Genomic DNA, 18,089 nt, shown 5'->3' on the forward strand with positions numbered 1-18,089 from the left:
TGTGGCGACCCTACCCAGAGGGTGTGGGTCGCCATAAATCGTCGCCTCGGCGGTGCGTGAGGCGACGATTTGTGGCGACCGTGGGTTACGCGGTGACCTCGACCGAGACCGTGACGTACGAGTGGGCCGGCAGGTCGACCTCGAGGCCGCGCGCGTGGGCGCGGACACCCTCGTGGGCGACGGGCGCGACGGCGTCCGGGTTCTCGGGGGTGTTGTGCGCGGCGGTGTCGGCGGCGGTGAGGATCCGGGCGGTCACGGATCCGAGCTCGGCGCCGCGCAGGTCGAGCGTGACCGTGCGGTCTTCGCTCGCCTCGAGGTTCGACAGCGAGATGAGCGCGCGGCCGTCCTTGATCGAGGCCGAGGCCGAGATCATCGGCAGGCTGCGGCCGTCGATCTCGCGGGTCTCGGCGCCGACGACGTGCGCCTCGAGCGAGTCGGCGTCGTGGTGGCCCGTGTTCATCTCGAACACGTGATACGTCGGCGTCTTCACGAGCGCGCCGGATTCCGGATCCGTCAGCAGCATCGCCTGCAACACGTTGACCGTCTGCGCGATGTTCGCCATGACGAGGCGGTCGCTGTGGCGGTGGAACGCGTCGAAGTGCACCGAGGCGACGAGGGCGTCGCGCAGCGAGTTCTGCTGGTACAGGAAGCCGGGGTTCGTGCCCTCCTCGACGTTCCACCACGTGCCCCACTCGTCGAGCACGAGGCCGACGCGCTTGTCGGGGTCGTAGCCGTCCATGACCGTGCTGTGGCGGGTGAGGAGCTCCTCGATGCGGAACGCGCGCGACAGCGCGACGTACCACTCATCCTCCGTGAACTCCGTCGCGGATCCCTTATCGGCCCACGGGCCCGTCATCGTGTAATAGTGCAGCGACAGCGCCTGGTAGGGCGACGAGCTCTCGCCCGGGCAGCCGCCGAGGCAGCCGAGGCCGCGCATGAGCGCGGCGGTCCACTTGTAGTCGTCGACGTTGGCGCCGGCGGCGATGCGGTAGACCTTGTTGTCGCCGTGGTCGCGCACGTAGGTGGCATACTGGCGCGCGAGGTCGGTGTAGGCGTCGGCGCGCATGTTGCCGCCGCAGCCCCACGCCTCGTTGCCGATGCCGAAGAACGGGACCTTCCACGGCTCGTCGCGGCCGTTCTCGCGGCGCAGCGCCGCCATGGGCGAGTCGTCGGCGCGCGTGAGGTACTCGATCCACTCGCTCATCTCGCGGACGGTGCCGGAGCCGACGTTGCCGTTGACGTACGCGTCGGCGCCAAGCATCTCGCAGAGCTGCATGAACTCGTGCGTGCCGAACGAGTTGTCCTCGACGACGTCGCCCCAGTGCGAGTTGACCATGCGCGGGCGCTCTTCGCGCGGGCCGATGCCGTCCTTCCAGTGGTAGTCGTCGGCGAAGCAGCCGCCCGGCCAGCGCAGGTTCGGGACCTGCAGCGCGCGCAGCGCCTCGACGACGTCGAGGCGGATCCCGCCCTCGTTCGGGATGTCGGAGTCTTCGCCGACGAAGAAGCCGCCGTAGATGCAGCGGCCGAGGTGCTCGGCGAAGTGACCGTACAGGTGACGGCTGATGCGGGATCCCGGAAGGTCGAGATTGACGACGACGCGGGCGGATTCGTGGGACATGCTTCCTCGCAGGTGACGAAATTATTTGTATCGTTACATAGACTGGAGTGGTTCGCGCTTCCTGTCAAGCCCGCAAAGGTGCGGGATGACAGAATCTATCCCCGGGGGTACAGCACTATGGTGACGATGCAAGACGTGGCACAGGCGGCCGGAGTCTCGCCGATGACGGTGTCGAACGTCGTAAACGCCCGCCCGCACGTCAAGCCCGAAACCCGCGAGCGCGTTCTCGCGGCGATTCAGGATCTCGGCTATCGCGTCAACGCCGCGGGCCGGAACCTGCGCACCGGGCGCACCGGCACGATCGGCTTCGCGGTGCCCGAGATCGACAACCAGTACTTCGCGCACCTCATCGCGCGGGTCGTCGACGAGGCCGCGGAGCGCGGGCTGCGCGTCGCGATCGAACAGACCGGCGCCACCCGCGAGACCGAGATCGAGGTCGTTTCGACGTCGCGCAACCGCCTCTACGACGGGCTGCTGCTCTCGACCGCCGGCCTCACCGACGCCGACACCGACCTGCTGCAGGTCGACTACCCCATCGTGCTGCTCGGCGAGAGCCTCTTCGACGCCCCGCTCGACCACATCATCATGCCGAACCACGAGGGCGCCCGCGAGGCGACCGAGCACCTGATCGCGCGGGGCCGCCGCAAGATCGCGTACCTCAAGCGCCCCGACACCGACATGGATCCGCGCCGCGCCGGATACCTCGAGGCCGTCACCGCCGCGGGGCTCGAGCCGATCCTCATCGAGATCGAGGCGCTCGATATCGGATCCAGCGCGCGCGCCGTCGGCGCCGCCCTCGCGCAGGGGCTCGAGTTCGACGCCATCGCGGCGTTTACCGACAACCTCGCGGTGGGCGCGATCCGCGGCGCGGCCGACGCCGGGCTGCGCGTGCCCGACGACCTGCTCGTGACGGGCTTCGACAACGTTCCGCTCGCGGCACTCACGGTGCCGTCGCTCACGACGATCGCGCCCGACCACGCGGTGACCGCCCACACCGCGCTCGAGTTCCTCCTCGAGCGCATGGCCGGATCCACCGTGCCGCCGCGCACCTTCACCATCCCGCACACGCTCATCGAGCGCGAGTCCTCGCGGTAGGCCGCGCGGCGCCGGCCAGGGCCCATGCCCGGGCCGGCGCCGGCGCCCTAAATCATCAACTCTCCGACAAGTCTGCCGCTACCGTGGGCAGATTTGTCGGAGAGTTGATGAGCTGTGGGAAAAGTGAGGAATTGCGGCGACCCCGGAATAGCGCGACCCCGCGCCGCGCGGCGGCCCCGGAGGGCCGCCGCGGCCGGGCGTTAGCCCGTCACCCCCTCGTAGTCGACGACGAGGGTTCCCTCGGATCCGTCGTCGCCGACGTAGGTGATCTCGACGGATCCGGCGTCGAACGAGTCGGACCGCGTCTGGAAGGCGATCGAGCGGCTCGCGCCGGCCTTCAGGCGCTGGATCTTCTTCTCGCCGTACGGGGTGACGACCTGCGCCGTGACGAAGTCGTCCGACGTGTTGGTCACCGTGACGGTCAGCACGAGTCCGTTGCCGATCGCGCGGTGCGTGATCTCGGCGGAGACCGAGTGGGTCGAGCCCTCGATCAGCTCGGGCTCGGGGGCGTCGACGGTGTAGCGGATCGACGGGGCGGCCGGCATCTCCATGCCCTCACCGAGGAAGTAGCTCGTGTGCGGGGGCTGGTTGTAGCCGGTGTTCTGCCACGCGACGCCCAGGCGGTAGACCGGGTCGTGCATCAGCGTGCGCAGGCGCAGCTCGGTCTCGTCGGTCGTCGAGTAGATGCGCAGCTCGCTCGAGTCGGCGCTGCGCCAGGCGATCTCCTCGCGCCAGTCGCCGAACAGGTCGGCCTGCAGGTTCGGGGTGCCCTTCGTGCCGTTGTTCGAGCGCGCGCCCTCGTCGGCGAGGATCACGTCGGTGGTGCCGGTCTCCCAGTTCCACTTCGAGATCGTCGGGTAGCCCCAGTAGCCCTCCTGGTCGAAGGTGTGGTCGACGATCTCGCGCAGCGGATCCCCGTCGAACCACGCGAGGAAGTTCGCCGGCGGGATCGCCTCGGAGATGACCTCGCCGTCGGCCGAGACGAGCTGCCCGACCTCGGAGTTCCAGGCCGAGTCGCCGCCGATCGCCCATCCCTCGGCGCCCTCGTAGCGCGGGTCGACGTCGCCCGCCGCCGCGCGGCCGGTGTCGCGGACCGCGGGGATCGACCAGAGGATCTCGCCCGTCGCGGCGTCGCGCATCGTGGCGCCCATGCCGCCCTCGGCCGAGACGTGCTCCTGGGCGGCGAAGACCTCCAGGCCCGGCCGCGAGGGGATCAGGTCGGAGACGTGAATCGCGTCGCCGTGGCCGAGGCCCGTCGAGTAGAGCAGCCCGCCGTCGTCGTCGAGCGTGGCCGAGCCGTAGATGATCTCGTCCTTGCCGTCGCCGTCGACGTCTGCGATCGACAGGTTGTGGTTACCCTGACCGAACAGCGCCTCGTTCGCCTCGTCGTTCGAGTCGGTGACCCAGCGCTCGATGAGCTTCTCGCCGTCGAAGTCGTAGGCCGCCACGACCGCGCGGGTGTAGTAGCCGCGGCTGAAGATGGCGCTCGGGTGCTCGCCGTCGAGGTAGGCGGTGCCGGCCAGGAAGCGGTCGACGCGGTTGCCGTAGCCGTCGCCCCAGGCGCCGACGTCGCCGCGCGGCGGGTTGTAGTCGATCGTGTCGATCGCGGCTCCGGTCGCGCCGTCGAACACCGTGAGGAACTCGGGGCCCTGCAGCACGTATCCCGAGCTGTTGCGGTGATCGGCGCTGGCGTTGCCGATGGGCGTGCCGGCGCCGTCGATCGTGCCGTCGGCGGTCTTCATGATGACCTCGGCCTTGCCGTTGCCGTCGTAGTCGAACACCTGGAACTGCGTGTAGTGCGCGCCGGCCCGGATGTTGCGGCCGAGATCGATGCGCCACAGCCGCGTGCCGTCGAGGCGGTACGCATCGAGCAGCACGTTGCCGGTGTAGCCGGCCTGCGAGTTGTCCTTCGCGTTCGACGGATCCCACTTCACGAAGAGCTCGTAGGTGCCGTCGCCATCGATGTCGCCGACGCTCGTGTCGTTCGCCGAGTAGGTGAACGGCTGGCCGTCCTTCGTGTAGCCGTCGGCGGGCTTGTCGAGCGGCACCGAGAGGTAGTCGCCGGCCTGCACGCCGAAGTCGCCGGTCGCGGTGTATTCGCTGCCGTCGAGCACCTGCGTGACGGTGTAGACGGATCCGTCGGATCCGGCCTCGTCGAGCAGGTTCGTGGATCCTGTGACCGGCTCATCGGTGATCTTCTCGCCGTCGCGGTAGACGTGGAAGGCGATGTCGTCGGGGTCGGATCCGAGCATGCGCCACGAGACGAGCACGCCGTTGTCGGCGTGCACCGCGACGGGCGCGCGGTCGAGGTACTCGGTCTGGCGCTCGAGCGTCGTGATGGCCTCGGTCGCGACCTGCTCGGAGTCGTCGCCCGCGCCGCCGGCGTTCACGCCGACGACCGTGTAGTAGTACGGAATCGTCGTCAGCACGTCGTCGTCGGCGTACTCGTCGCCGTCGGCGATGCCGATGAGCTCGCCGCGCTCGCCCGACTTCTCGGAGCGGAACACGAGGTGGAAGACGGCGTCGTCGGCCGGGGTCCACGAGAACGAGACGAGGTTCTTCTCGGTGTCCGTCACCTCGAGCCCGGTCGCCGCCGCCGGCGGCGCGACGTCGGGGTCGACGAGCGAGACGGGAACCGACTCGCTCGGCACCGACTCGAGGCCGGTCTGGTCGACGGCCGTGACGTAGTACTCGTATTCGAGGCCCACGCGCGCGTCGGTGTCGGTGTAGCCGGGCTCGTCGACGGCGTCGATCAGCACCGGCGCGGTGTCGAAGAGCGAGGTGCGGTAGACGTTCCAGCTGACGCCGTCGACGTCGTCCCACGCGAGCGAGATCGCCGGCGATTCCGGATCCGCGTCGACGTCGGTCGCCTCGAGGCCGGTCGGGCCGAGGAGGATCGGGGTGATCTCGAGGCCGTTGAGGCGCGAGCCCGCGGCAGCGCCGTACGCCTCGATGTCGATGCGGCCGTCGGTCACGAGGAACGGGCCGCGCAGCGTCTCGTTGACGCCGCCCTTGCCGGCGTTACCGCTGCCGGCCTCCTTGCCCTCGATGCGGAAGCTCGTCTTGCTCGAGCCGATGAAGTCGCCCGAGTAGGTCTTGACCGAGTAGGTGCCGTTCGGCACGTCGAGCGCGAAGGTCGAGCTATCGCCCGGCAGGACGAAGTCGCGCGCGAGGTTATCGGCGGTGCCGCCCTGGTCGCCGCGGTCGCGGCCCGCATCGGCCGACAGCGCCTGGAGGAAGCCGATGCCGGTCTCCTCGCTGTACTGCGTGTCGGGGGTGATCTCGGTGTAGCCCTCCATCACGGGGTTGCCGGAGAGCTGGAAGTCGTACTTGTACAGCGCCTCCTTGGTCGTGAAGGTCACGGCCGCGCTCGGCTCGGACTCGCCACGGCCGTTGACCGCGACGACGCGGTAGCTGTAGGTGCGCCCCTCCTCGAGACCCTGTACGAGCGAGCTCGGCTGGGTGACCATGCCGACGAGGGTCCACTCGCCGTCCGGGGCGTCCTGGCGGTAGATCTTGTAGATGTCGGCGGTCGGCGAGGCGGTCCACTGCAGCGTGGCGCCGCCGTTGCTGATAGCGCCGGCGACGACGTCGGCCGGAACCGCGGGAACCTCGGCGGGCGCCTCGATGTCGGTCACCTTCGCCGCGATGGGGTCGTCGAATTCGGCGACGTCCTGCGCGACGAGGCGAGCCATCTGGATCGCGCCGTACTCCTGGAAGTGCGTGTCGTCGGCCGTGCCCGCGGGGCGGTTCGCGAAGACACCCGGATCCACGTGGAGGAACACGGCCTTCGCCGCCTCCGCGCCGATCTCGGTCAGGTACGCGCGCGACGAGGCCGAGAGGTCGACCAGCAGGGCGTCCTCCTGCTCGGCGACCTCGATCGCCTTCGCGACGTACTCGGGGAAGCTCACGTTGGCCTCGCCGGTGTCGGCGTTGAACGAGCGGCGCGAGACGGGCGTGACGATGACCGGGGTCGCGCCGCGCTGGCGGGCGCCCTGGATGTACTCGCGCAGGTACTCCTTGTAGTCCTCGGGCGAGGCGTAGCGGTCGTCGACGCCCTGCGTGGCGTCGTTGTGGCCGAACTGCGCGAAGAGGTAGTCGCCCGGGCGAATGTTCCGGAGGATCTCGTCGAGGCGCCCCTGCGTGATGAAGTTCTTCGACGAGCGGCCGCCGATCGCGTGGTTATCCACGGCGATGTCGTCGGCGAGGAAGCGGTCGATCATCTGGCCCCAGCCGGCCTGCGGCGCATAGGCGATCGGGTCGTAGGTCTGCACCGTCGAGTCACCCGCGATGTAGGCGGTCGGGATCGCGGCGGCCTGGCGCGCCGCGAGGCGCGTGACCGTCAGCGCGTTGATCGCGGCGGCGTCGCCGCCGAACTCGAGCGTGAGGCGGCCGTCGATCAGCGCGATCGGGAAGCCCATCTCGAGGTACTCGCCCGCGGCCTGCGGGTTTTCCTGCACCTTCGCCATCTTCTCGGCCGTGATGGTCGTGGTCGTGGCGTTCTCGGCGTCGCCCGAGACGATGTCGACCTGGTAGTCAGCGGCGGTCAGGTCGATCTCGAAGACACCGCCCGCGGCCGCGACGAAGTCGCCGCGCACGGTGTCGCCGGTGCCGCGGTCGACGTCGGCGGTCGCGGCCGACGGCGCGGTCGAGAAGCCGTAGCCCCACTCGTCGTCGAACGCGGTCGCGCTCGTGACGCCCAGGGCGCCGTCGGCGGGGGCGCCGGATCCGAAATCGAAGGTGACCGAGTCGCCCGCCTCCAATTCGGGGAGGGCCTCGGGGCGCGTGTACGCGGCCGAGGTGACCGCGCCCGTCGCCTCCGAGGATCCGGCGGTGTTGCGCGCCGAGACCCGGTAGCTCCACGCCGCGGACGTGTCGACCTCGTCGGTGTAGCCGGGCTCCGCGACGGTCGCGATCTCAGCGAAGGATCCGTCGGCGCCCGCGCGCTCGAGCACGTACTCGTCGGCGTTCGCGGTCGCGTCCCACACGAGCACGACGGATCCGTCGGTCACGCGCGAGACCGCGAGGCCCGCGGGCGTCGCGGGGGCCGCGAGCTCGGGGATCACGCCGCTGTCGACGCTCTCGCTGCGCGCCGATTCGACGCCGAAGTCGTTCACGGCGACGACGGCGTAGGTGTAGCTCGAGCCCGCCGCGACGTCGGCGTCGGTGTAGCTCGCCTCGGCCGTCTCGGCGATCTGGGCGAAGTCGCCCTCACCGTCGGCGCGGAGCACGCGGTAGCTCGCCGCGCCCTCGACCGCGCCCCACGAGAGGCCCACGCCGTTCCAGGCGATCTTCGTCGCCTCGAGGGCCGCGGGCGCCTCGGGCAGCGCCGGCGCCACGACGATGCCGTTGATGTAGGCGCCGAGGCCGCCGCCCGTGATCGAGATCGTGAGCTGGCCGTCGGTCACGACGCTGCGGAAGGTCGCCGTCGTGGTGCCGCCGCGGCCCGTCGTCATGCGGTCCTGCGCGACGCCCTCGATCTCGAGCGTGGCGTTGGTGCCGGAGGTTCCCACCAGCGCGTCGCCGATCGTGACGGTCACGTCGTATTCGCCGTCGGGCACGCCGTCGACCTGGAAGCCCCAGGCGGTGCCTGCGACGAAGTCCTCCGCGACGGCGTCGGGCTCGGCGAGGTTACCGGTGCGGTCGCGGTCGAAGAGGCTCGCGCCGTCGGGCAGCGTGATGCCCCACCCCTGCTCCTCGGTGTAGAGCGAGGAGGTCGTGACCTGCTGGTACCCCTCGGCGACGGGGCTCGTCGGCGTGCCGAAATCGAAGCGCCAGCTGCCGTCCTCGCCGGGGTCGAGCGCCGCCGTCGCGGGCGATGCCGCGAGGAGCGTCGCGACGACCGCGGCCGCGGTGCCGACGCCGGCACCCCTGCGGAGGCGCGATTTCGCGCGGGATGATCGGGAATGCTGCGTGGATGGATCCACCGTTTTCTCCTTAGAACTTCGCCATCGAAGGTTCTTCCGAGCCGCGGATGCGGCACCGCGGGCACGCCGAATAACGGTGCCGCGCGGGGATCGGAGGGTCGCTATGACCCTCCTGCCGCTCGATCATGGCAGGAGTTTTTGTATCGATCAAGTAGTTTCTGAAAAACGTTTCAATCTCTTGACGGGAGGGTAGGCTGTATCGATACACTCCGCACCACGTCGATGGAGACGCGATGATTTCTTTCCCCTCCCGCGGATCCGTCGTGGTCGCGGGCGCCGATGGTCGCGCGATCGACACGGTGCGCGATACCGTGCTGCGGCTCGACGTCGACCGCCTGCTCGCGCCCTTCCGGCGCGAGGCGGGCCTCCCCCACGCCGAGACCTACGGCGGATGGGAGGCGACGGGGCTCGACGGCCACACCGCCGGGCACGTGCTCTCGTCGCTTTCGACGCTCTCGGCGGGCGGGGATCCGCGGACCACCGCGATGCGGCGGGCGCTCATTGCCGGGCTCGCCGAGTGCCAGGCCGCTCTCGGATCCGGTTACATCGGCGGCGTGCCGGGCGGGGTCGCGCTCTGGGACGAGCTGCGCGCCGGGCGGATCGACGCCGGGGCCTTCGCGCTCAACGACCGCTGGGTACCGCTGTACAACCTGCACAAGGTGCTCGCGGGCCTCATCGACGCCGCCGAGATCGGCGACGGCGCCGCGCGCGACGTGCTCCTCGCCTACGCGGCGTGGTGGCGCGAACAGCTCGACGCGCTCGACGACGACGCGCTGCAGCGCGTGCTCGAGTGCGAGTTCGGCGGGCTCACCGAGTCGTTCGCGCGCCTCGCGATCCTCACGGGCGACGCGCACTTCCTCGCGCTGGCGCGCCGGCTCGTGCCGCGCGTTCTCGCGGATCCGCTCGCCGCCAGCCGCGACGAGCTCGACGGCCTGCACGCGAACACCCGGATCCCCGTCGTCGTCGGCTTCGCGACGATCGAGCGCGCGGCGCGGCTCGTCGCCCCGGAGCTCGTGCCGGCGGTCGAGGCGTACGAGGGATCCGCCGCCCGCGTCTTCTTCGAGCGCGTCGCCCGGCACCGATCCGTCGCGATCGGCGGCAATAGCGTGCGCGAGCACTTCGACTCGTCGCTCGCGAGCATGTTCATCGCGCGCGAGGGCCCCGAGACCTGCAACACGCACAACATGATCAAGCTCGCCGCCGAGCTTCACGCGCTCACGGGCGACGACCGCTACCTGCAATTCGCGGAGCGCGGGCGCCGCAACCACCTGCGCTCCGCGCAGCACCCGGAGCACGGCGGGCTCGCCTACTTCACGCCGCAGCGCCCCGCGCACTACCGGGTGTACTCGGCCGAGGCCGAGGGGTTCTGGTGCTGCATGGGGTCGGGCTTCGAGGCGCAGGCGCTGCACGGCGCGCTCGCGTTCGCGCGCGAGGGATCCGTCGTCAGCGTCAACGCGCCGGTGCCCGCGACGTGGGACGCCGACGGCGTGCGCGTCGCCCAGACCGTCGCCGAGGTGGGGCTCGCGCTGTCGGTCACCATCACGGTCTCTTCCGACTACCCCGTGACGCTGTCGATCCTCGTGCCTGACTGGGTCTGCGGCTTCGCGACGGGCGCCGAGACGGGCGCCACGGCCGAGCCCGGCGCGCGCTTGCGCGTCGAGGTGGAGGGCGGATCCGCGACCGTCACGATCGCCTACCCGCGCTCGCTGCGCTTCGAGCACGCGAGCGACGGATCCGCCTGGGGCTTTGTCGTCGACGGACCCGACGTGCTCGCCCAGCGGATCCCGGACGACACCGTCGCGTACCGCGGATCCGAGGCGCGGATGAGCCACATCGCCGTCGGCCCCCTGCGGCCGCTCGCCGAGACGCCCGTGCTCGACCTCGTGCACGCCGAGCGCACGGGGCCGGGGCGCGTGCGCGTGCCGTCGTCGCGCGGGCCGATCGAGCTCGAGCCGTTCAACGGGATCCACGACGCCCGGTGCACGCTCGCGTGGCCGCTCGGCGATCTCGAGGAGCTCGCCCGGATCGACGCCGCGTCCCTCGGACTTGAGGCCCGCACGCGCGACGTCGTGACCTTCGGCGAACAGCAGCCCGAGTCGGACCACGGCCTCGTCGCCGACGACGAGCAGATCGGCCGCGAGGGCGACGTGCGGTGGCGGCGCACGTCGTCGCGGATCCGCGTGACCCTCAACGACTGGAGCGGCACCGCCGACACCCTGCGCCTCGCCTGGTGCGGCGACGACGCGGCGACCCTGCGGGTGAGCGTGGGTGGGCGGGTTCTCTTGTCTGCTGCCTCGGTCTCGGGATCGTCGCTCGACATCGCCCTCGGCGCGGATCCCGGCACCGTCACCCACGAGATCGAGATCTCCGGATCCCCCACCCCGCGCCTCACGGAGGCCCGCCTGCTCGCGGGCGACTCGGACCGGTAGGCGGGCGCGGTTCCCGCACCCTCAATTCATCAACTCTCCGACAACTCTGCCGTTGCCGGTGGCAGAGTTGTCGGAGAGTTGATGAGGGGTGGGGAAATGGATGAATTGCGCCCCGCTCCCTACACCCGCAGCAGCACGCAGCCGTGGGGCTCGAGTGTCAGGCGCAGGGCGGTGCTGCCGGGGGCCACGCTGTAGACGTCGTGGCTCTGCTCGCAGGCGATCTCGGTCGGCACCGGGTCCCCGGTCCAGACGTCGATAACCGGGCCGGGGGCGGATCCGAACCCGAGCCAGCTCGCATCGAGCGTCTCGTCGGCGGCGACGTCGCGCTCGTTGAAGACGGCCGCCCAGCGCTCGCCGTTCGGCCCCTCGGCCGCCCACACGACGAGGTCGCGCTCGCGGAAGAGCTCGCGGTTGTTGCGCGATGACGCGAGAATCGACAGCACGTCGGCGTTCGTGAAGAGCGCGACGGTCTCGGGATCCGACTCGGGCAGGTGCCCGCCGATCATCAGCGGCGAGCGCGCGATCGTCCAGAGCGTGACGATCGAGCGGCGCTCCGCGGGGGTGAAGCGGGCCTCGCGCGGCTCGCCGCGTTCCGCGCGCACGCCGATCCGCCCGAGGGGCAGCATGTCTCCGTCGGGCCAGCCGTCGGCCGACGCGTGCGGCGCCCACCGCGCGAGGCGGGCGAAGTTCGGCTCGATGTCGGTCCAGCTATCCCAGATGTCGTCGCTGACGCGCCACATCGTCGCGTGCTCGCGCAGGTGTTCGAGGTGCGCCATCGACATGTGGCGCCCCGGCGACAGCGAGAGCGCGATGTCGCGTGGCGCCTTCTCGATCGCCGCGGCGTACGCCTCGATGTCGGCGCGCTGATAGGGCCACAGCATGTCGTCGGCCTTGATGAAGTCGATGCCCCACTCGGCATAGAGCGCCAGGCACGAGTCGTAATACGCCTGCACGCCCTCGGCGGTGAGCCCGGCGTAGTGCGGGTTCCACTCGCACCGGTTCGCCTGATCCGCGATCTGCGACGCGGTGAGCGACGTGCCCGCGATGGGCGAGTCGGCCGCGACCGCGACGTCCGGGATCCCGCGCATCACGTGGAACCCAACCTTGAGCCCAAGCGCGTGGATCCGTTCCGCGAGCGGCCCGAAGCCCGCGTCGCCGGCGGCGCTCGGGAAGCGCACCGGATCCGGCAGCAGCCGCCCGTGCGCATCGATCACGAGCTCGGCGTGCTCGTTGTACCCGTGCGCCCGCGCCCCCGGATCCGCCCAATCGGCATCGATCACGATCGTGTCCCAGCCGTACGGCAGCAGGTGCTCGGCCATGAAGCGGGCGTTCTCGAGCACCTCGTCTTCGGTGACGGTGGTGCCGAAGGCATCCCAGCTGTTCCACCCCATCGGCGGGGTGGCGGTCTTGCGCAGCGTCATTGCGTTGTCCTTGCTCTGAGGAGTCGGGCCCCAAATCTGCAATTCTCCGCGCGATCGTATGCGATTCGCATACGATCGCGCGGAGAATTGCAGGGGGCGGGGGAAAGTGAGGAATTACCCCGCCACGCCGCGGCGCATCGGGATCGCGACCATCGCGAGCGCGAGGCAGCCGAGCAGCGGCACGATGAGCGGCACGAGCACCATCGTCAAGAACACGACGAGCACGATCGACACGACAAACAAGAGCGTGCCGAGCGGATCCGCGCCCGCGAGCGCCGGCACGGCGCGGAGCGCGGGGATCCAGCCGGTTTCCGGATCCCACGCCGTGCCGGCGAGCGCGATCGCGGTCGCGAACACGACCGTCACGGATCCGGTGATCCAGGCGATCGCGACCCCGCCGGGGAGCGCGCCCGTGCGCGCGAGCGCCGTGTTCGCGACGAACACGAGGCTCAAGGCGACGAGGCCGAGCCCGAGGCCCGCGGATCCGGCGAGCCCCGCGCGGATCTCGCGCCAGAAGGTCGCCCACGGCGACGCGTCGCCGCGGATGAACGCCGTCAGGTGGCGGGATCCGGCGGCGAGCGCGACGGGGAGGGTGACGATGGGCACCGACGCGACGGCGACGAGAATGCCCGTCAGCATCGCCTCGCCGAACAGCTGGAACGGCGAGAGCGCGCCCGCGGCGTCGCTCTCCCCGCGCCGCGTCGGGCCGCTTCCGGAGAGGTCGGCGCGGCGCGCCTCCTTCTGCGCGCGCGTGATGTTCCTGCCCATCGTGACCACCTATCCCTTGACCGCGCCGGCCGCCATGCCGGTGATGATGAAGCGCTGGAAGATGACGAAGAAGAGCAGCACCGGCACGAGCGCGATGAACGACGCCGCCGTCGTCGCGCCGTAGTCGGAGACGCTCGTCTGGTCGTTGTACATCTTCAGGGCCATCGACAGCGGGTAGTTCTCCGGCGAGGTCAGGTAGAGCAGCGGTCCGAAGAAGTCGTTCCACTGACCGAGGAAGGTGAAGATCGCGACCGTCGTGAGCGTCGGCACGATGAGCGGCATCATGATCGAGAAGAAGATGCGCGCGTGGCCCGCCCCGTCGATGCGCGCCGCCTCGTCGATCTCGCGCGGGATCGAGCGGATGAACTGCATGATCAGGAACACGAAGAACGCCTCGGTGGCGAGGAACTTGCCGATGAGGATCGGCACGTACGTGTCGACGAGGTTCAGGTTATTGAAGATGATGTACTGCGGGATGATCACGACGTGGAACGGCAGCAGCAGGGTCGCGATCATGCACGTGAACAGGATCTTGGATCCCTTGAACGTGATGCGCGCGAACGCGTAGGCGGCGAGCGCGTGCGAGACGACCGTCGCGGCGGTCGCGATGACCGACAGCACGATGGTGTTCCAGAAGAAGCGCCACATCGGCACACCCGCGATGCCCTGCGAGACCTTAACGAAGTTCTGCCACGTCGGGTTCTCGGGGATGAGGCCCGGGTTGGTACCGAACTCGCTCGACGGCTTGAGCGTCGCGAGCGTCAGCCAGACGAGCGGGTAGAGGATGATCGCCGCGATGACGATCATGGCGACGAGCCAGATGACCGTCTTCCACGTGTTGCGCTTGATGCGGCGCTGCGGCTTCGCGACGCCCGTCACGACCGCCTGCGTAGTGAGGGTCATTTTTCGTCTCCCGCGTAGTGCACCCACGACTGCGACGAGCGGAAGATGAAGACCGCCACGATCGCGACGACGATCAGCAGCACCCAGGCCATCGCCGAGGCGTAGCCCATCTGCCCGTCGGTGAAGGCTCGCTTGTACAGGTACAGCGTGTAGAAGTTGGTCATTCCGGCGGGGCCGCCGGTGCCGTTCGAGATGATGTACGCGGATCCGAAGACCTGGAACGCGCCGATCGTCTCGAGCAGCAGGTTGAAGAAGATCACGGGCGACAGCATCGGGATCGTGATGTTGCGGAACTTGCGGAAGGGGCCGGCGCCGTCGACGTCGGCGGCCTCGTACAGCTCCGCGGGGATCCCCTTGAGGCCCGCGAGGAAGATGATCATCGTGCCGCCGAAGCCCCACACCGCGAGCAGGATCATCATGGGCACGACGAGGTTGATGTTGCCGACCCAGCCGCCGAGGTTGATGCCGAAGAAGCTGAGGGCCGAGTCGACGGGTCCGTCGCTCACGAACATCGCGCGCCACACGATCGCGACCGAGACGCTGGCGCCGATGAGCGAGGGCACGTAGAAGGCCGAGCGGAAGAAGCTCGCCGCGGTGTCGCGGTAGTTGAGCAGCATCGCGGCTCCGAGCGCGACGCCGAGCTTCAGCGGGGTGCCGACGAGCACGTAGATCAGCGTGACCTGCGCCGACTGGATGAAGTTCGGATCCTTCGTGAACAGGCGAATGTAGTTATCGAAGCCCGTCCACGTCGGGGGCGAGAAGATGTCGTAACTCGTGAACGACAGGTACAGCGTGTAGAGCATCGGGCCGACCGTCAGGCCGAAGAATCCGATGAGCCACGGGATCAGGAACGTATACGCTGCGATGTTGTCGCGCCGCTGGCGGGCGCTGGCGCCCTTCGAATGCGGCACCTGCTGACGCGACGCGCGCTTCGGCGCACCATCCGTCACCACGGCGCGCGTGGTCGTGCTGGTCACAAGTCCTCCTCGACTCGAGCCCGCGCGGGCAGGGCCAGTATTCGACCCTGCCCGCGCCGACAATCAGCTCTTAGAGAGCGGCTTCCATTTCGGTGAAGAACTCTGCGGCCGCGTCCTCCGGCGTCTTCGTGCCGTAGCCGAGCTCCTCGCCCAGCTCGCGGAACTTGCCCTCGAGCGAGCCGTAGGCCTTGATCGGAACGGGCGGGGCGTCGCCGAGGCGGTCGGCGATCGACGCCTCGTAGTCGCGCACCTTCGTGCTCAGCTCGTCGAGGTCAGCGCCGTCGAGCTGCGTCTGCGAGACCGGCAGGCCGCGGTTGGTGCCGAAGATCGCGCCGACCTCGGGGCTGTTGATGAGGAAGTCGACCAGCACGGCCGCCGCGGCGGGGTGCTCGGTCTTCGCCGAGATCGTGTGCAGCATCGAGGGCTTGAGGTAAAGGTCCTTCGCACCCTCGACCCACACCGGCGGGGCCGTGATCTCGAGGTCCTGGTAGCCCTCGGGCAGCTGCGCGAGGTAGCCGGCACCGAAGTTGTCCCACGTCATTTCCGCGGCGAGCTTGCCCGAGGCGAACGCGCCGACCGGGTCGAACTCCATGGCCTCGGGGGTCGTGATGCCCTCGCCGCCGCGCACGTCCTCGCCGAGCTTCCAGAAGTTCGCGAGCTCTTCCTCGGTGAAGTTGGGCTGGCCGTCGTCGGTGAAGAGGTCCTTGCCGTTCGAGCGCTGGTAGAGCTCGAAGAACTGGATGATGCCGGTGAACTCGCCCGCGCCCCACGCCTCGCCGTTGCCGGCCTCGGTCGCGTCGGAGATCCACTGCTCGTACTCCTCGTATGTGCCGCCGTCGGGGAAGGTTCCCACGCCGAGCTCGTCGGCGAGGTTGGCGTTCTGGAAGAGCGCCCAGGCGTTCGTCGAGGTCGGCAGGCCGACGGTCTTGTCGCCCACGACGCCGATGTTGACGGCCGACTCGGGGATTGCATCCGTCGCGATCTCCTCGCCCAGGTACGGGGCGAGGTCGAGCAGCAGGTTGTTCTCGCCGTACTGGCGCAGGTACGAGTAGTCGAACTGCATCACGTCGGGCAGGCCGCCGCCCGCGGCCTCGGTCTGGCGCTTCTCCCAGAAGCCCGCGTAGTCGAGGAACGAGGCGTTCACAGTAATGTTCGGGTACTCCTCGTTGAAGGCCGCGATGGCCTCGTCGTAGAAGCCCGCGCGCGTCTCGTCGCCCCAGAAGGCGAGGGTGAGCGTGACCTTCTCGTCCGGGTCGAACTCCTGAGCCTCCCCCGAGGCCGGCGCACCGGATCCATTCGAGCAGCCCGTCAGCGCGATGGCCGCGCTCGCCGCCAGGGCGATGCCGCCCAGCAGTCGCTTCTTCGTGAACATCTTCGTCCTTTCGAAACCGCCGCGATCGCGGCAAGTCCTCTCGGTATCCCCTCATCGGCGAGGGCCCAATCGCGATTGTAGCGATACAAAAAACGTTTCAACAAGATGCCGTTGCAAATTTGTGACAATAACGGGCTGGTGGACGAGCACGCCGTCTCGCATGCCCCGGTTTTCCGCACCTCGCGCGTCGTTCGCTAATGTGAACGTTCTCATCACCTGGGAGGAAGAGATCAATGACGACCACTCGCTATGCCATTGACGGTACCGGCCACCGCGCCGAGATGTACGTCGATGCCATCACCACGCTCTACCCCGAGACGACGACGCTGGCCGCGCTCTGCGACCCCAACACCGCCCGCGACCTACTACGTCGCCCGGGCGACGGCTAACGGAGCCCCCGCCCCCCCCACGGTGTGGAACCCGAACGAGCTCGAACAGATGATCCGCGACGAGAACATCGACCGCGCCATCATCGCCTCCCGCGACGACACCCACGCCACCCTCATCATCCGCTGCCTTGAGGCCGGCATCGACGTCATGGTCGAAAAACCCCTCACCATCGACGCCGAATCCGCCGCCGCGATCGAAGACGCCGTCGCCCGCACCGGCCGGAACGTGGTCGTCACCTTTAACTACCGATACTCCCCCCGCAACTCCGCACTGCGCGAGGTCATCCAATCCGGCCGCATCGGCACCGTCACCTCGATCGATTTCTCCTGGATGCTCGACACCAAGCACGGCGCCGACTACTTCCGCCGCTGGCACCGCGACAAGACCAACGCCGGTGGCCTCCTCGTACACAAATCCAGCCACCACTTCGACCTCGTGAACTGGTGGATCGACTCCGCACCCCGCCGCGTCTACGCCTCCGGCGCCCTGCGCTTCTACGGATCCGACAACGCCGCCTCCCGCGGCCTGCCCGCCCGTCCCCCTCGCGGCACCCACGAAGGCACCCACGACCCGTTCGAGCTCGACCTGCGCGACGACCCGCGTCTGCAAGCGCTCTACCTCGACGCCGAAGCCGAAGACGGCTACATCCGCGACACGGACGTGTTCACCGACGGCATCACCATCGAAGACAACCTCGCCCTCATCGTCGACTACGCCTCCGGCGCCACCCTCAGCTACTCCCTCAACGCCCACTCCCCCCTGGGAGGGGTACCGCGTCGCCGTCAACGGCACCGAGGGCCGCGTCGAGCTCGACGTCGTCGAACGCGGATCGCTGGCCGAGAGCGAGGGCCTGCACCCCGTGCTCGACCCCTCCTACAGTGCCGTCGAGGCCGACTCGTTGCGGCCCGTGGGCGACCGGTTGATCCTGCAGCGCCACTGGGAAGAACCCGTCGAGATCGACATCGTCTCGGGCCCCGGCGGGCACGGCGGCGGTGACCGGCTCCTGCTCGATGACCTGTTCCTCGGCCCGGGCGAGGACCCGCTGGCGCGGCCCGCGGACTGGAGCGACGGGGTGAGGTCGATCGCGGTGGGCATCGCGGGCAACATCTCCCTCGGGACCGGCCTCCCCGTCAAGACATCGGAGCTCGGCGTGAAGCTACTGGGCTAACTCCACTTTTCTCCCACAATT

General features: G+C 69.4%; 9 protein-coding genes and 2 pseudogenes. 3 read left to right on the forward strand and 8 right to left on the reverse strand.

The features are described from left to right. Positions 1-85 precede the first annotated feature (85 nt). Positions 86-1,618: an alpha-N-arabinofuranosidase gene (locus tag DTO57_RS11020; RefSeq protein WP_114118275.1), complete on the reverse strand. Its 1,533-nt coding sequence runs from the start codon at positions 1,616-1,618 to the stop codon at positions 86-88. Positions 1,619-1,753: 135 nt separating this feature from the next. Here DTO57_RS11020 and DTO57_RS11025 point away from each other — a divergent pair, with 135 nt between their 5' ends. Then, positions 1,754-2,713, forward strand: a complete 960-nt coding sequence (locus DTO57_RS11025; protein ID WP_162785752.1) for a LacI family DNA-binding transcriptional regulator — start codon at positions 1,754-1,756, stop codon at positions 2,711-2,713. Positions 2,714-2,913: 200 nt separating this feature from the next. On the opposite strand, the gene DTO57_RS14880 is transcribed toward DTO57_RS11025, so the two are convergent. Both DTO57_RS14880 and DTO57_RS14885 read right to left on the reverse strand, forming a co-directional pair. After that, positions 2,914-5,142, reverse strand: a complete 2,229-nt coding sequence (locus DTO57_RS14880) for a rhamnogalacturonan lyase (protein ID WP_373285645.1) — start codon at positions 5,140-5,142, stop codon at positions 2,914-2,916. A gap of 663 nt (positions 5,143-5,805) precedes the next feature. Then, positions 5,806-8,640, reverse strand: a pseudogene (locus DTO57_RS14885) (fibronectin type III domain-containing protein); the annotation flags it as partial. 233 nt (positions 8,641-8,873) lie between these two features. Here DTO57_RS14885 and DTO57_RS11035 point away from each other — a divergent pair. Next, positions 8,874-11,069 (forward strand): beta-L-arabinofuranosidase domain-containing protein, encoded by a 2,196-nt coding sequence (locus DTO57_RS11035; RefSeq protein WP_114118278.1) that lies wholly within the window; start codon positions 8,874-8,876, stop codon positions 11,067-11,069. 119 nt (positions 11,070-11,188) lie between these two features. Here DTO57_RS11035 and DTO57_RS11040 read toward each other — a convergent pair whose 3' ends face one another. From DTO57_RS11040 to DTO57_RS11060, 5 genes are all read right to left on the reverse strand, one after another. Continuing rightward, positions 11,189-12,490 carry a glycoside hydrolase family 27 protein gene (locus DTO57_RS11040; RefSeq protein ID WP_229730403.1) on the reverse strand — a complete coding sequence of 434 codons (1,302 nt, stop codon included), beginning with the start codon at positions 12,488-12,490 and terminating at the stop codon, positions 11,189-11,191. Between the two features lie 114 nt (positions 12,491-12,604). Continuing rightward, entirely contained in the window at positions 12,605-13,258 is a 654-nt protein-coding gene (locus DTO57_RS11045) for a hypothetical protein (protein WP_162785753.1), read from the reverse strand. 9 nt (positions 13,259-13,267) lie between these two features. Next, positions 13,268-14,161 carry a carbohydrate ABC transporter permease gene (locus DTO57_RS11050; RefSeq protein ID WP_114118280.1) on the reverse strand — a complete coding sequence of 298 codons (894 nt, stop codon included), beginning with the start codon at positions 14,159-14,161 and terminating at the stop codon, positions 13,268-13,270. Continuing rightward, positions 14,158-15,138: a carbohydrate ABC transporter permease gene (locus DTO57_RS11055; protein ID WP_373285641.1), complete on the reverse strand. Its 981-nt coding sequence runs from the start codon at positions 15,136-15,138 to the stop codon at positions 14,158-14,160. Before DTO57_RS11055 ends, DTO57_RS11050 begins: the two co-directional genes overlap by 4 nt. A 70-nt stretch (positions 15,139-15,208) precedes the next feature. After that, positions 15,209-16,510 (reverse strand): ABC transporter substrate-binding protein, encoded by a 1,302-nt coding sequence (locus DTO57_RS11060; RefSeq protein ID WP_114118281.1) that lies wholly within the window; start codon positions 16,508-16,510, stop codon positions 15,209-15,211. A gap of 233 nt (positions 16,511-16,743) precedes the next feature. Between DTO57_RS11060 and DTO57_RS11065 the strand changes: the two are divergent. After that, a pseudogene (locus DTO57_RS11065) lies at positions 16,744-18,068 on the forward strand (Gfo/Idh/MocA family protein). Positions 18,069-18,089 lie beyond the last annotated feature (21 nt).

The sequence above is a fragment of the Microbacterium sorbitolivorans genome (genome assembly GCF_003327285.1).
In the GTDB taxonomy this organism is placed as follows: domain Bacteria; phylum Actinomycetota; class Actinomycetes; order Actinomycetales; family Microbacteriaceae; genus Microbacterium; species Microbacterium sorbitolivorans.